This is a genomic window from Micromonospora lacuserhaii (assembly GCF_036902735.1).
In the GTDB taxonomy this organism is placed as follows: Bacteria; Actinomycetota; Actinomycetes; order Mycobacteriales; family Micromonosporaceae; genus Micromonospora.
In genome coordinates this window covers 22,867-35,916 of record NZ_JBAKHO010000009.1, presented here as the reverse complement: position 1 = coordinate 35,916, position 13,050 = coordinate 22,867, and the positions used below count along the sequence as shown (strand labels likewise).

Below are 13,050 nucleotides of genomic sequence, written 5' to 3'. Positions count from 1 at the left end.
CGTCACCCGAGCGGGGGATTCGTGCCCGCCGCCCGGTTTGCGACCACCCCTGCCGGGAAGTCGGACAGGGTGCGAGCGCTGATGACGAAGATCGAGCAGAACGCGAAGCTGGACCGGTTCGGCGACCGGCTGCAGCGGGTGGTGCAGGGAACCCTGCGGCCGCAGCGGGTCCGGGACCTGTTGCACGGGGTCTTCCTCGGCCACCCGCTGCACCCCGCGATGGTGCAGGTGCCGGTGGGTGCCTGGATGAGCGCCGCGGTGGTCGACCTGCTGCCGGGCCAGCGGCGCGCCGCGACCACGCTGGTCGCCCTGGGCACGGTGAGCGCCGTACCGGCCGCCGTCGCGGGGCTCAACGACTGGGCCGCCCTCGCGCGGGACCAGCGCCGGGTCGGGTTGGTGCACGCCGCCTCCAACTCGATCGGGCTGGCGCTCTACGCCGGCTCGCTCGCCGCCCGGCTGCGGGGCCGGCACGGGACGGGCCGGACGCTGGCGTACCTGGGGCTGACCGCGGCGAGCGCCGGGGCGTACATCGGTGGGCACCTGGCGTACAAGCAGGGCGCGCAGGTCAACCAGAGCATCTCCGAGCTGCACCTGATGACCGACGAGTGGAAGGCGATCGCCGACCTGGCCGCGCTGCCGGAGCGGAAGCTGATCACCCGTGAGGTGGACGACGTGTCGGTGATCGTCTACCGGCACGGCGACGACATCACCGTGATGCTGGAGCGCTGTCCGCACCAGAGCGGACCACTCGGCCAGGGCGAGGTGCAAAAGATCAACGGACACGACTGTGTGGTCTGCCCGTGGCATGGGTCGACGTTCCGGCTCAACGGCGGCGAGGTCGTGCACGGGCCGTCCGCCAACGACCAGCAGCTCCTGCCCACCCGGGTGGTCGACGGCGTCCTCCAGACCAAGCTTCCCTGACCCGTCGCCGGCCGCCCGCCGCCTGCCGGCGCCGCGTCATGATCGTGCTGTTTCCCGGATGTGGTGGCCTCCCGGCTAGCGGGAGGCCACCACATCCATGTTCGAGCGCGATCATGGCCGTGCGGTGCGCGTACCCGAGGGTCAGTCGCGGCGGTGCCGGCCGGAGACCAGGGCGCGGGCCGCGGACGCCCGGCTCGCGGCCGCCCGGCCGGCGGAGGTCCGCGCGGTCGAGGTGCGGGCGGCGAGGGTACGGGCGGCCGAGGTGCGGCCCGCGGTGACCCGGGCCGGGCGGCGACGCAGGCCCAGCACCGCACCGATCTGCGCCCCGATGATGCTCGCCACCGCCAGCACCGCCGAGACGGCCAGCGGCCGGTTCATCCTGTCGTCCTCGGTGGCCCGGGAGGCCCCGGCGGCCATCGCCGGGGGCGCCCCCGCCGGCTTCTCGACCGGCGGCTGCGCGGTCTGCGGCCGGGCGGTCTGCGGGGTCGACGGTCCGACCTTGCCGTGCGGCGTCCGGGTCCCCGGGGCCGGCGTGACCGCCCCGGCCGACCGCTGCGGACCCGCCTGGCCACCCGGACCCGGCTGGCCACCCGGACCCGCCTGGCCACCCGGACCCGGCTGCCCGGTCGGGGCCTGCGGTCCGGTGGGGATCTGCGGCCCGGTGGGGCTCTGCGGTCCGGTGGGCTTCGGCGCGGTCGGCGAGGTCGCCGGGGGGTGCGGGGCCGGCTTGCGCGGGGTGACCAGGTGCCCGGCGGCGTGCCGGCGCGTGCCGGTGTCGTCGGCCCCGGCGGGCAGCTTGATGAGCTGACCAGGGTGGATCCGGTCCGCGTCGGGCAGCCGGTTCAGCCGGGCCACCTCCGGATAACGGTCGAAGTCGTCCAGGTAGCGTTCCGCCACCTCGCCCAGGTAGTCGCCCTGCGCCACCTGGTACACCGCCGGCTGCCCGCCGCCCGGCGCGGCGGCGGTACGCGGCGCCAGCGTCGTCGTCGCCGGGGCCGCCAGGGCGGTCGCGGCCGGGGCCGCGCTCGGGTAGGACAGTGCGGTCGCCGCGCTCGCCGCCGGGCTGGCCGCGATGATCAGCGCCACCGACCCGACCAGCGCCGCCGCCGCCCGCTGCTGCCGGCTCATTCCGGGCAGCCGGGGCGCCGGCCGCCGGGCCACCTGGGCACCCAGCTCCACCAGTACGGAGAAGGCGAACGTCGCCCAGCCGAACCAGCCCACCACGGCGAGGGCGCGCAGGAAGAGTTGACCGTCGTCCCGGCTGGTCAGCGCGGTGCCGACCGCGGCGAGGCTGGGCAGGTGGTCCGGCAGCGGATTGCCGGCGAAGGCGAGCAGCGCCACCGGCGCGCCGGCCAGCAGCGCGACCAGGACGACCAGCGACCCGAAACCGGTGAGCAGCTGCCCGGTCCGCCGGACGGCGGACCCGCGAGGTGCGGTCATGGCGGCCTTCCCTTCCTACGGTCGGTCGGTGAGCGCCCGTGCGGTGGCCTCACCGGTGACGGTGACGGTGCGGTTCATGCCGATCAGGCCGAGCATGTGCCGGCGGTAGACGACGGTCACCCGGACCTCGATCTGCTTCTCGCCGGCTACCACGGGGAACGCCACCTGCCAGCCGGTCACGTCGTCGAGGCCGCCGAGGTACTGCCCGACGGCGGCGCGGGCGGCCCGCTCGTCGATCACCTTCGGGCGGCCCTCGATCGCCTTGGCCCGGTCGATCATCTGGCCGCCGCTGCGGGCCGCCTCGGCGGCCAGGTCGTCGGCGCGTTGCAGGGTGCGGAGCTGGCCCGCGCCGTCGTACGAGACGCCGATGATCGCCAGCACACCCAGCATGGCGACGGCCAGGAAGAGACTGATCCGGCCCTCGTCTCGGGTCGGCCGGGTGGTCATCGCCGGCTCCGGTAACTGTCCAACGGGGAGGCGAAGCTCGCCTCGACGTTCCTCGTGCCACCCGAGGCCGCCAGCCCGGGAAAGCGGATGTCGTTCAGCGAGACGGTGCAGCTCACCTGCACCCAGATGCTGACCGGCTCACCCAGCGGCTGCCGGTACGCCGCGCTCAGCGACACCTTCGACGCGGTCCGGGTCGATCCCCACAGGGCGACCCGGGGCGCGCTCGCGCAGTTCAGCCCCCGCCAGTCGAGCCGGCGGCGGGCCGCGTCCCGGGCGGCGCGGTCCGCGCTGCCCGCGTCCCGGGCGATCGAGGCCGCGCGGGCGGCGTCGTGGGCGGCGGCCTCCACCGCCTCGTCGGCCACCGCGACCCGGCCGGTCATCCCGGCCAGCACCATCAACACGATGAACGCGGGGGCGAGCACGGCCACCTCCACCGACACCGACCCCCGGGTACGACCCTCCGGCGCGGCGGTCACGGCTCGGTCCACCGTTCGACGGTGCCGTGCGCGGTCTGCCGTACCCCGAACCGGACCCCGGGTACGACGGTCAGGGACCGGCCGGTGACCGTGCAGGTCACCTCCGTCGCGCTGGCGGCGCACCGGACGTTCGCACCGACCAGCCAGTCGCCGGCGGCGGCCAGGAACCGGGTGGCCCGGGCCTCGCCGGCACCGGCCGGCGCCTGGAGCACCCGCTGCGCGTTGACTCCGCTCTGCGCGGCGTTCAGCGCGGTCGACCGGGCCACGAACCAGACGGCGAGCTGTACGGAGGCGAAGAGAAGCAGCAGCACCGCCGGCATCACCACGGCCAGCTCGACCGGGTTCGCACCCCGGTCGGTACCCCCGCTGGTCAGCCGGCGGCGGACGGCCCGGAGCCCACCCCTGGACCGGGCGGGGGCCGCCCGGTCCGGGAGCGTGGCGGGCAGGGACGTCCGGATCACTTGTTCGGGATGTTGTTCATCCAGGTGGTGGCCTTGGTCCGGACCAGGGCGGTGACGGCGATGCCCGCCACCACCAGGCCGGCGATGATCACGGCGGTCGGGACCGGGCTGTCCCCACGGTCGGCCTCCCGGCGCAGCTCGGACAGGCGCGCCACCGCGGCGACGTAGAGGAACGTGACGACGTGCATGGGACTGCTCCTTCTCGGGGTCGGTCTTGCTAGAGGCGGGCGACGAACGGGTAGAGGACGAAGGCGAGCAGGACGAAGACCAGCAGCGAGCCGGGGATGTCCAGCCGGCTGGTGATCCCCTCGGCGCGGGTCAGGTTGTCGGTACGGATCTGGTCTCGCAGCGCGTCGGCGCGGCTGCGGAGGCTCTCGTGCACCTGGGCGCCCTCGCTGCCCGAGGCGCGCATGATCGCGCCCACGTCGCCCAGCTCCGCGATGCCGATCCGGTCGGCCAGCTCCTGGAGCTCGTCCCAGGGGGAGTGCATCTGCATCTGGGCGATCCGCAGCGACTCGCGGATCCGGTCGAAGACCCAGCCGTCGCAGACCGCCGCGGCCCGCTCCAACGACTGCACCGGCCCGTGCGCGGCGGAGAGCTGCAACGCCACCAGGTCCAGGTAGGCGCAGACCGCCTGGCGGAACTCCTCCCGGGCGGCGTCCGCCTTCGCGAGCACCGCGCGGTGCGCGAGCAGCGCGCAGACCAGCGCCATCCCGATGCTGCCCAGCACCGGCACGACCACCGGCAGCGGTACCCCGGCCAGGAAGAGCAGCGCCCCGGCGACGGCCGGGGTGGCCAGCCCGACCAGGCCGGAAACCAGGATGGACAGGGCGTACTGTTCGGGGGTCTGGTCGATCAGGGCGAGCTGCCGGTGCGGTGGGCTCAGCCAGCGGGAGAACCCGCCCAGCCAGTCCGGACCCCGGGTGGGCGTGGTGGCGGTTCCCGGGGGCTGGTGCAGCCGGCGCAGTGCCGGGCCGAGCGCCGGGGTGGCCGGCAGCGCCTCCCGTACCGCCAGAAACAGGCCCAGCCCGATCGCCGCGCCGCCGAGCACGGCGACCGCGAGCTGCCAGTTGACGATCACGCGATCGCCTCCTCCGGGTCGGGGGCAGGCAGGAAGCGGGCCGGGGGCGGGGGCTGGCTCATCGACCGCACCCAGATCAGCAGCGCGACGAACGCCGCGCCGAGCGCCGCCATCACCAGCTGCCCGAGGACCGTCCCGTACGGCCGGATGTACTCGCTGTTGAGCAGCCCGTACGCCAGCACGGCCAGGGTCATCCCGGTGAGGAAGCGGACCGCGAACCGGGGCTGGGTCCGCTTCGCCTCCACCTCGCGTCGGGTGGCCACCTCCGCGGCGGCGGCCGACGCGATCGAGCCCAGCACGTCACCGAGCCGCTCACCCCGGTCGGTCAGGTGCAGGATCAGTGCGGCCACCACCTGGTCGCAGACCGGGTCGCTGATCTCGTCGGCGAAGGCCAGCAGCGCGGCGCGGGCCGTCCAGCCGGCCTGGAGCCGGGCGGCGAGCAGCCGCACCTCCTCCTGGATCCCGTCGGGGACGGTGGCGATGGTGCCGACGATCGCCTGCTGGAGGCCCTGGCCGGTGGCGGAGACGTCGCGGAGCCGGCGGGTCCACTCACCGACCGCCTCGATCCGGGCGATCGCCCGCTCCTCGGCCCGGCCCACCGCGAAGAGCCACGGGGTGCCCGGCACCGCCACCGCCACGATCAGCCCCACCACCGGTAGCCCGGTGATGAGAAAGGCCAGCGCGCCGGCGACCAGAGCCGCCCCCAGCAGGAGCTGGTACGTCCGCTGCTCGCGGTGGCTCGTCCCGGAGCCCCGCCAGAGCCGGCGCAGCCCGGCCCCGGTGGACGCCGGCCGGACCGGAGTCCGGGTGCCGACCAGCGCCACCACGGCCAGCACCAGCCCACCGACGCAGGCCGCACCGGAGACGAGCGCGATCAGCGCGATCTCACTCACCGGGCCACCTCCGTTCGCGACTGCGGGGCTCGCAAACCCGGCTCACTCCTCGCGCTCACCGACGGCGGGCCGGGGCGGCGAGGCGGCTGTGCCGGGGGCGGCGCCACGCGCCGGCGCCGGCCTCGATGAAGCGGGTCAGCAGACGCGCGTCGTAGCCCACCCGGAGCAGGTTGTCCCGGATGCGTTCCGGCAGGTGGCGGGGGACGGCGCGGCCGTCCGGGCCGGGACCGAAGACGGTGGTGGTGACGATCCGGTTGCCCTCACCGACCCCGATCACCTCCTCCACATGGGAGACGAACCGGTGCTTGCGTCCGCCGATCGCGGTCTCGTCCTCGACGGTGACGTAGACGATCAGGTCGAGGGCGTTGCCGGCCATCCGGCGGGCCTGGTCGACGGTCATCTCCCGGCCGTGGGCCAGCGCCAGCTCGATGATCCGTTCGCTCACCCCCGCCGGGGTGCGCGCGTGGATGGTGCACATCGACCCACGGCTGGTGGTCATCGCCTGGAGCATCGGCACGATCTCCCGGGACCGGACCTCGCCCACGATGATCCGCAGTACGCCCATCCGCAGCGACACCGGGATCAGGTCGGCGATGCTCACCTCGCCGGCGGGCCGGCCGTCCATCCCGCGTTCGCCGTGGCCCTCGCGGGACTCGAAGCTCATCACCGCCCGGTGCTTGTGGCCGCGGCGGGCGGGCAGCAGCTCCCGGCTCTCCTCCAGCAGCACGTACGGCTCGTCCGGCGGGATCTCGTCCATCAGCGCCCGGATCACCGTGGTCTTGCCCGCCCCGGCCAGCCCGGCGACCATGATGTTCAGCCCGGCCCGCATCGACGCGCGGAGGAAGTCGCGCAGCAGCGGGTCGATCATCTCGTCCAGGTCGGGGCGGGTGCCGGCCAGGTCGTCGAGGCTGACGTCCAGGGTGTTGTGCTTGCGGATCACCGCGTACGGGCGGCGGCTCACCTGGAACACCGCCGCGAGCCGGCTGCCGTCGGGCAGCTGGAGATCGAGGGTGGGCTTGGAGGTGGAGAGCGACCGCTCGGTGGCGCCGGCCCGGCGGGCGGCCGCCTGGAGGATCTCCACCAGCTCGTCGTCGCTGTCGGCGATCGGCTCGGCCCAGTCCACCCCGCCGCCGTGCCGGGTGATGCGCACCTGGTCGCAGCCGAGGATGTGCACCTCCTCGATGGTCCCGTCGACCAGCAGCGTCTGGAGTCGGCCCAGGCCGACCAGCTCGGCGGTGACCTGGTCGAGCAGGAGCCGCTCGGCGTCGGCGTCCATCGGGGTGCCGGCCCGGCGCACCGAGTCGGCGTACCCGGAGACGATGGCGACGGCCAGCCGGGCCCGCTCCACCTCCTCGGCGTCCGCGTCGAACTCCCGGCCGCGCTGCCACTGGGTGAGCCGCTCGCTCAGCTCCCGACGCAGCTCGCGGACCACGGCGAAGTCCACCCGTGGCCGGGGCGGCGGGGTGGGTGCGGGCGCGGGCCGCCCGACCGGGGGCACCGCGACCTGCTGCCCGACGGCAGGAGCGGCGACGTGGTGCCGGCCGTTCGCCGGCACCGGCACCGGTGGCATCGTCGAGGTGGCGCCCGGCTGCTCGCCGCGCGGATCGTGGGAGACCGGCTCAAACCGCACGGCGTGCCTCCATCACCAGGTCAGACCGCATCCGGCACCCCCTGCTGCACCGGCCAGGCCAGTCGGGCCCGGCGGCGGTCCAGCAGCGCGCCGACCGGCACCTCCAGGCCACCGGCCGCGCCCATCAGCGGCCGTCCGGCCCGCACGGTCCCGCCGGCGGCGAGCACCTGCGCGGTACGCCGGTCCTCCGGCAGCTTCGCGATCACCGGCACCCCGAGCGCCTTGCTGATCTCGCCCCGGCCGTGGCCGTCACCGACCACGAGCAGCCGCAGCGTGCCCGGCGGCACCCGGTGTTCGGTGAAGTCCCGTTCGATCGCCCGGATCGTCGACCGGGTGGCCGACAGGTCGGGCAACTGGGCCCGGGTGACCAGCAGCACCACCGCGGCGGCCCGCAGCACCGGCCACGGTGGCGCACCGACCTGAAGGCGTCCGCAGTCGACGATCACGTCGAACGGGGGCCGGCCGCGTCCCAGCGAGGCGAAGAAGTCGGCGAACCGCTGCCAGAGCGGGCTGATGCTGCCGGCCTGGGCGGGGTCGACGACGCCTGGCAGCAGGAGCCGCTCCCGTTTCGGCGCGTCCAGGTCGACCAGCTGGGACCAGAACGTCGACTCCAGGCTCCCGTCGCGCAACTCGCCCACGGCCAGCTCGCCGAGGCCGCGTGGCCCGTCCAGCGCGCCGCCCAGGTAGCCGGCCATCACCGACCCGCCGGCCGGGTCGCACTCGGCGAGCACCAGCCGCCGGTGCCAGCTCAGCGTGCAGGCCAGCGCGGTGGTGGTGACGCCGGGCGAGCCCTTCGCCGAGACCAGCGCGATGATCGCCATGCTCAGGCCGCCTCGGTCAGGACGAGGGCGATCCGCTCCTGCGCGGCGAGCACCACCACGGCCGGTACGTCCCGGACGGGCAGTGCCACGTAGACGATCACGTCCTCGTTCTCCGGGGTCACGGTGTCGATCACGGTGCCGGCGAACCGGGTGCCCGGCGCGGCGCTGTCGGCGTCGTCGTCCGGGGTGCTGACCAGCAGCACCTTGTCGCCGGGGTGGAGCTTGCGGGCGGGCACCTGACCCGCTTCCAGGCTGAGCGCGATCTGCTGCTGCCCGGCGCCGAGCAGCGGTGCGTCGGTGAGCTGGCCCATGGTCAGCAGGGTGCCCGGGGTGAGCGCCACCGCGGCCCGCTTGCCGACCACCTCGTCGAGCTTGCTCGCCGGCACCGGGGACAGGCCCGCGCCACCGGAGACCTGGACGCTGACCAGGTCTCCGGCGCCCAGCGTCCGGCCCACCTCGACCGGGCGGGCGACGGCCAGGTAGCTGCCGGTGGCCCGGACCGAGGTGACCGCGAAGGCCGCACCGAGGCCGCCGAGGGCGATCAGCAGCACCGCCAGCCCGAGCAGCCCGGGCCGGGTCCGGCGCTGCCGGACCACCCGGGGTGGGGCGACCGGCGCGTCGACCGGCGTGCCGTTGCGGGTAGCCAGGCTCATCGGGCAACCACCTGTAGCTCGTCGATCTCGATGGGGACGGTGCCGCTGGTGCGGGTCTGCGGGATGACGCCGCTCTCGCCGCCGCCGGACCAGCGCACGGTCCAGAACGTGGTGGCGCTGACCCGGTAGGTGCCGGCCCGGTCGTAGCCGGAGTCGTAGCCGCAGGTGGGGGAGGGCTTGCCGGCATAGCGCCCGGTGGCGGAGTACTCGGTGCCGGCGCCTGCGCAGGTGACCTTGTCCCCGTTGCCCATGTTCCAGACGATCCGGTCGAACGTCGCGGTGACCGTCACCAGCAGGCCACGCTCCCGCTCGCTGTCGGTGATCGTCTTCCCGAAGTACTGCCGGCCGGTGCTGGCCCACATCCAGACCGGCAGGCCGACCAGACCCGCGCCGGTGCTGCGCCGGGGGGCGACCGCGATCCGGGGCGGGAGCATGGTGATCCTGGCCAGCACCCGCCGGGCGATCTCCTCCGGGTCGGGCGGGGTGCCGTAGCCGGGTGGCGGGGCGTCCCGCAGCGCCACGCGCTGGTCGCTCAGGTCACCGCCGTTGCAGGTGATCACGTACCACTGCTGGCCCTCGGGGGCGGGCGGCTGCGGCTCCGCCAGCTTGTAGTAGCACCCGTCGCCATTGTTGAACCAGCCGAGGAAGTCGTTGTAGCAGGGCAGTGGCTTGCCGTTCCACTGGCACTTCGGGGCGGTCCCACCCCCGCCGCCGGTGCTGCCGCCGGTGTCGCCACCGCCTCCGGGATCACCGGGGACGCCCGGGTCGTCGTCCCAGACGGAACAGTCGTTCTGGCCGGGCGGGCACTCGCCGCCCGGGCCCCCGGCGTGTGCGGCCGGCGGCGCGGCGACGGCCACCAGGAGGGCCAGCAGCGTGCCGGCGAGCAGCCGGCGGGGCGTCCCGGCCCGGGTCGGCCGAGCCGGGACGCGCCCTCCTCCCCAGGTCAGCACGGCTGGTCCTCGTGGGCGGCGCCGGAGTTGATCAGCCAGCGGCCGTCCGGGTACCGGGTGGCCGTCGCCGTGGCCAGGTACCGGCTGCCGCCGGAACCGGGCACCACGCGCCGGTCCTTGACGTACACCAGGCGGTAGCCGGTGGCGTCCAGGCAGTCCTGGATCTCGACGGTCTGCGGAACGGTGTCCAGGCTGACCGCGGTGACGGTCGGGGCGGACCGGAGTGTCCCGGTTCGCATGGCGCCGTGCCGGCGGGCCTGGTCGATCGCGACCCGGACCCGGGTGAGCAGCGGATCCGCCAGGAAGCGGGCGAGCCCGGGATGGCGTGGGTCGCTCTCCCGGCTCGCCGTGCGGGACGCGTCCAGGTAGCCGGTGTAGGCGGCGAGCGCGGACCGCTCGGCCGCCCGCTCCGCTTCGGTCGGTGCCGCCGGTTTCCCGGCGGCCCGCCCGCCGGTCGTGGCGGCGGTCTCCCCGGTGCCACCGCCGCAGCCGGCGGTCGCGCCGACCGTCGCGGCGATGACCAGGCAGGTTGTCCAGCGGCGGGGATGCCGTGTACGCAACGCCGTGCCCTCCTCGGTACGCCCACGCGGCCACCACCGGGCGGCCTCCGGGCATGCGACAGCGCGCCCGGATGATGTCGCCCGGACTTCGTCTGCCGTGCTGTCGCATTTACCTGTGCGAATCTGTGCGGAATGTGGAACTCGATGTCTCTGGTGGCCTCCGACGCCTGTTGCCGGGGGTTGCGTCGTACCCAAGGGGCGAGCATAGGCTGACGTCCGCCGATGCAACAGAGGCAATTCAATCGAACACGGTGAGTGATGAGCGGAGGTGGCCGGGGGTGGTGGACGGCGAGGACGGTGGGTCGGTGGGGCCGAAGGCGCCCGATCGTGCGGTCCGGCTCGAGGATCGGACCGTCGCGGCGGCCGGTCCGGCGGTCCGGCCCGGGGTTATGGGATCGGTCGATGCGACTCGCCCGATCCGTCCCCCGGTGCGGACCGTCGCGCCGCGTGAGGTGGGCGAACCCGCCGCGTCGACCGCGGCAGACACCCCGGACATTCCGTCGACACCGGACCGTCACACAAGCGCGATGATGAAATCACTCTCCGTGTTGGGGATTCTTCGCCTCGTCACCGTCGCCCCGGTCCTCCGCTTCGCCGTCGCCCGGTACGGCGTACCCCCGGGGTCGCCGACCCGGAGCGGCTGCGCGGGCTGCGGCGCGCCGATCGGGCCGGCGACGCTGGGCCCCGCGGGCCGCTGCCCGGCCTGCCGGGGGCGGCTCGGGGCGCCCCCGGCCGCCGTGGAGCTGGCCCTGGTCGCGGCCCTCGCGGTCCTGGTGCTGGTCGACGGCACCCTGGCCGAGCGGGCGGCGGTGGCCTGGTGGCTGGCCTGGGCGGTCCCGTTGGTCCTGGTCGACCTGGCGGTACGCCGGCTGCCGGACCGGCTGACCCTGCCGGCCGCCGCGGGCACCGTGCTGCTGCTGGGCGTCGCCGCGGCCACCGGCGTCGGATCCGGCCCGTGGCTGCGGGCGCTCGCGGCCGGGGCCGGGCTGGCGCTGGCCTTCGCGGCCACCACCCTGCTGTTCGGCCGGCGCGGGTTCGGTCTCGGCGACGCGAAACTGGCGTTGAGCGTCGGCGCGCTGCTCGGCTGGTACGGCTGGCCGACGCTGGTGGTCGGGTTGGTGCTCACCTCCGTCCTCTCCGGAGTGGTGGGCCTGGCGTTGCTGCTTGCCCGTCGGGTCCGCTGGTCCAGCCACCTGCCGTTCGGCCCGTTCCTGGTCCTCGGCACCGCCGCCGCCCTGCTCCTGGCCGCCTGACCCCACCGTTGTCCGACCGGCCGGAGGGCGTCACCCCACGGTCGCCGCCCCGCCCGCCGAGCCCGAGCGCATCTTCTCCCGCACCTCCTCCAGGGCCTCGAAGGCGTACGCCCAGTTGTGGCACTTGAAGCTGCGCAGGCCCTCGATCGGGGTGTGGCAGTCGGCGCAGTGCACCCCGGCGATCGCGTCCGGGACCTCGGTGTTGACGTACCGGCGGTCGCCGAGGATGACGGTGGCGATCAGCACCGGGTCGTGCACGCCCTTCAGCGCCGACGAGACGATGTCCAACCAGGTCACCCGCCGGCCGCACTTCGGACAGTCCGGCTCGTCGCCGCTGACCCAGAGCGGCGCCCCGATGCTGCCCGCCGGCATCCCGAGCAGTTTCTCCAGCCGGCGTACGTCGTGCTCGGAGGTGGTCCACCGGTGCGCGCCCGGCAACGAGGCGGGCGAATCGTAGACGGCGCGGAACAGGGCCGGGTCGACCTCCACGGTCTCGCGTTCACGGGTCATCGGCGTGCCTCCTCAAGGGTCGGGGGTCCCACCGTCGTCCCAGGTGACGGCCGGATTCAACCGGATCAACGACACGGCGGGTCAGCATGGCGTCGCTGCGAGTGCTAGACATCAAGGCGCGACGATGACGCCGAGACAGGACGATGACGCCGGGACAGGGGGAGGGGCCGGTGACCGCGCCGACCGACGTTGAGCAGGGGCCGAACGTGGCCCGGATGTACGACTACTTCCTGGGCGGCTGCCACAACTTCGCCGCCGACCGGGCCGCCGCCGAGCAGATCCTGCGGATCTTCCCGGACACCGGCGTCGCCGCCCAGGCCAACCGGCACTTCCTGCGCCGGGCCGTGCGGCTCGCCGCCGAGCAGGGGGTACGCCAGTTCCTCGACATCGGCGCGGGGCTGCCCACCCAGGGCAACGTGCACGAGATCGTCCGCCAGATCGCCCCCGACTCCCGGGTGGTCTACGTCGACTACGACGAGGTCGCCGTCGCGTACGCCCGGCGGCTGCTGCCGGTCGACGACCGCACCACCGTGGTCCGGGGCGATCTGCGCCGCCCCGACGAGCTGCTCGCCCACCCCGACGTGCGCCGGCCGATCGACTTCGACCGGCCGGTGGCGGTGCTGCTGGTGGCGGTGCTGCACTTCCTCACCGACGCCGAGGACCCGTACGCCGCGGTGGCCCAGCTGCGCGAGGCCACCGCTCCCGGCAGCCAGCTGGTCGTCTCCCACCTCACCCTGGACGGCGCGCCGCCGCTCCCCGCCCAGCAGGGGCAGGCGGTCTACCGGCGGAGCAGCGCGCCGCTGGTGCCCCGCTCGCACGCCGACGTCCTGCGCTTCTTCGACGGGTACGACCTGGTCGACCCGGGGCTGGTGCCGGTGGCCGAGTGGCGACCGGACGGGGAGCCGCAGGAGCGGGTCTCGCACGGCTACGGCGGGGTCGGCGTCCGGCGCTGAC

16 protein-coding genes are annotated in these 13,050 nt (G+C 74.8%); 3 read left to right on the top strand and 13 right to left on the bottom strand.

Annotated features, from left to right (window positions below; translation table 11 throughout):
* The first annotated feature begins 81 nt into the window (after positions 1-81).
* Complete coding sequence (locus V6U81_RS08805; RefSeq protein WP_334486489.1) at positions 82-921, top strand: Rieske (2Fe-2S) protein; 840 nt, start codon at positions 82-84, stop codon at positions 919-921.
* A 141-nt stretch (positions 922-1,062) separates the two neighbouring features.
* On the opposite strand, the gene V6U81_RS08800 is transcribed toward V6U81_RS08805, so the two are convergent.
* The 12 genes from V6U81_RS08800 to V6U81_RS08745 are packed head-to-tail and all read right to left on the bottom strand — an operon-like array spanning position 1,063 to position 10,333.
* The gene (locus V6U81_RS08800; protein WP_334486487.1) at positions 1,063-2,361 is read right to left on the bottom strand and encodes a LysM peptidoglycan-binding domain-containing protein; all 1,299 of its coding nucleotides are present in this window, start codon (positions 2,359-2,361) and stop codon (positions 1,063-1,065) included.
* 15 nt (positions 2,362-2,376) lie between these two features.
* Positions 2,377-2,808 (bottom strand): hypothetical protein, encoded by a 432-nt coding sequence (locus V6U81_RS08795; protein ID WP_334486484.1) that lies wholly within the window; start codon positions 2,806-2,808, stop codon positions 2,377-2,379.
* Complete coding sequence (locus tag V6U81_RS08790) at positions 2,805-3,296, bottom strand: TadE/TadG family type IV pilus assembly protein (protein ID WP_334486482.1); 492 nt, start codon at positions 3,294-3,296, stop codon at positions 2,805-2,807. The genes V6U81_RS08795 and V6U81_RS08790 overlap by 4 nt, the downstream gene beginning before the upstream one ends.
* Positions 3,281-3,730, bottom strand: a complete 450-nt coding sequence (locus tag V6U81_RS08785; RefSeq protein ID WP_420884002.1) for a TadE family protein — start codon at positions 3,728-3,730, stop codon at positions 3,281-3,283. Before V6U81_RS08785 ends, V6U81_RS08790 begins: the two co-directional genes overlap by 16 nt.
* An 11-nt stretch (positions 3,731-3,741) precedes the next feature.
* Positions 3,742-3,933: a hypothetical protein gene (locus V6U81_RS08780; RefSeq protein ID WP_334486479.1), complete on the bottom strand. Its 192-nt coding sequence runs from the start codon at positions 3,931-3,933 to the stop codon at positions 3,742-3,744.
* A gap of 29 nt (positions 3,934-3,962) precedes the next feature.
* Positions 3,963-4,823: a type II secretion system F family protein gene (locus V6U81_RS08775; protein WP_334486787.1), complete on the bottom strand. Its 861-nt coding sequence runs from the start codon at positions 4,821-4,823 to the stop codon at positions 3,963-3,965.
* Positions 4,823-5,719, bottom strand: a complete 897-nt coding sequence (locus V6U81_RS08770) for a type II secretion system F family protein (protein ID WP_334486477.1) — start codon at positions 5,717-5,719, stop codon at positions 4,823-4,825. The genes V6U81_RS08775 and V6U81_RS08770 overlap by 1 nt, the downstream gene beginning before the upstream one ends.
* Positions 5,720-5,774: 55 nt before the next feature.
* Positions 5,775-7,349, bottom strand: coding sequence for a TadA family conjugal transfer-associated ATPase (locus V6U81_RS08765; RefSeq protein ID WP_334486475.1), 1,575 nt, complete (start codon positions 7,347-7,349; stop codon positions 5,775-5,777).
* 20 nt (positions 7,350-7,369) lie between these two features.
* On the bottom strand, positions 7,370-8,170 hold the full coding sequence (locus tag V6U81_RS08760; RefSeq protein WP_334486472.1) for a CpaE/TadZ family protein: 801 nt from the start codon (positions 8,168-8,170) through the stop codon (positions 7,370-7,372).
* Between the two features lie 2 nt (positions 8,171-8,172).
* Positions 8,173-8,823, bottom strand: a complete 651-nt coding sequence (locus V6U81_RS08755) for an SAF domain-containing protein (protein ID WP_334486470.1) — start codon at positions 8,821-8,823, stop codon at positions 8,173-8,175.
* Positions 8,820-9,773 (bottom strand): hypothetical protein, encoded by a 954-nt coding sequence (locus tag V6U81_RS08750; protein WP_420884001.1) that lies wholly within the window; start codon positions 9,771-9,773, stop codon positions 8,820-8,822. Before V6U81_RS08750 ends, V6U81_RS08755 begins: the two co-directional genes overlap by 4 nt.
* Positions 9,767-10,333, bottom strand: coding sequence for a hypothetical protein (locus V6U81_RS08745; protein ID WP_334486467.1), 567 nt, complete (start codon positions 10,331-10,333; stop codon positions 9,767-9,769). Before V6U81_RS08745 ends, V6U81_RS08750 begins: the two co-directional genes overlap by 7 nt.
* A 527-nt stretch (positions 10,334-10,860) precedes the next feature.
* Here V6U81_RS08745 and V6U81_RS08740 point away from each other — a divergent pair.
* The gene (locus V6U81_RS08740) at positions 10,861-11,586 is read left to right on the top strand and encodes a prepilin peptidase (protein WP_334486465.1); all 726 of its coding nucleotides are present in this window, start codon (positions 10,861-10,863) and stop codon (positions 11,584-11,586) included.
* Between the two features lie 30 nt (positions 11,587-11,616).
* Here the strand turns inward: V6U81_RS08740 and V6U81_RS08735 are convergent, their stop codons facing one another.
* Positions 11,617-12,096 carry a hypothetical protein gene (locus V6U81_RS08735; protein WP_334486462.1) on the bottom strand — a complete coding sequence of 160 codons (480 nt, stop codon included), beginning with the start codon at positions 12,094-12,096 and terminating at the stop codon, positions 11,617-11,619.
* A gap of 143 nt (positions 12,097-12,239) precedes the next feature.
* Here V6U81_RS08735 and V6U81_RS08730 point away from each other — a divergent pair, with 143 nt between their 5' ends.
* Positions 12,240-13,049 (top strand): SAM-dependent methyltransferase, encoded by an 810-nt coding sequence (locus V6U81_RS08730; RefSeq protein WP_420884000.1) that lies wholly within the window; start codon positions 12,240-12,242, stop codon positions 13,047-13,049.
* Position 13,050: the final 1 nt, after the last annotated feature.

What these genes read in the sequence shown, in the direction of transcription:
- V6U81_RS08805 (WP_334486489.1), top strand. Translation starts at nt 82, where the DNA reads ATGACGAAGATCGAGCAGAACGCGAAGCTGGACCGGTTCGGCGACCGG.
- V6U81_RS08800 (WP_334486487.1), bottom strand. Translation starts at nt 2,361, where the DNA reads ATGACCGCACCTCGCGGGTCCGCCGTCCGGCGGACCGGGCAGCTGCTC.
- V6U81_RS08795 (WP_334486484.1), bottom strand. Translation starts at nt 2,808, where the DNA reads ATGACCACCCGGCCGACCCGAGACGAGGGCCGGATCAGTCTCTTCCTG.
- V6U81_RS08780 (WP_334486479.1), bottom strand. Translation starts at nt 3,933, where the DNA reads ATGCACGTCGTCACGTTCCTCTACGTCGCCGCGGTGGCGCGCCTGTCC.
- V6U81_RS08760 (WP_334486472.1), bottom strand. Translation starts at nt 8,170, where the DNA reads ATGGCGATCATCGCGCTGGTCTCGGCGAAGGGCTCGCCCGGCGTCACC.
- V6U81_RS08755 (WP_334486470.1), bottom strand. Translation starts at nt 8,823, where the DNA reads ATGAGCCTGGCTACCCGCAACGGCACGCCGGTCGACGCGCCGGTCGCC.
- V6U81_RS08740 (WP_334486465.1), top strand. Translation starts at nt 10,861, where the DNA reads ATGATGAAATCACTCTCCGTGTTGGGGATTCTTCGCCTCGTCACCGTC.
- V6U81_RS08735 (WP_334486462.1), bottom strand. Translation starts at nt 12,096, where the DNA reads ATGACCCGTGAACGCGAGACCGTGGAGGTCGACCCGGCCCTGTTCCGC.
- V6U81_RS08730 (WP_420884000.1), top strand. Translation starts at nt 12,240, where the DNA reads ATGACGCCGGGACAGGGGGAGGGGCCGGTGACCGCGCCGACCGACGTT.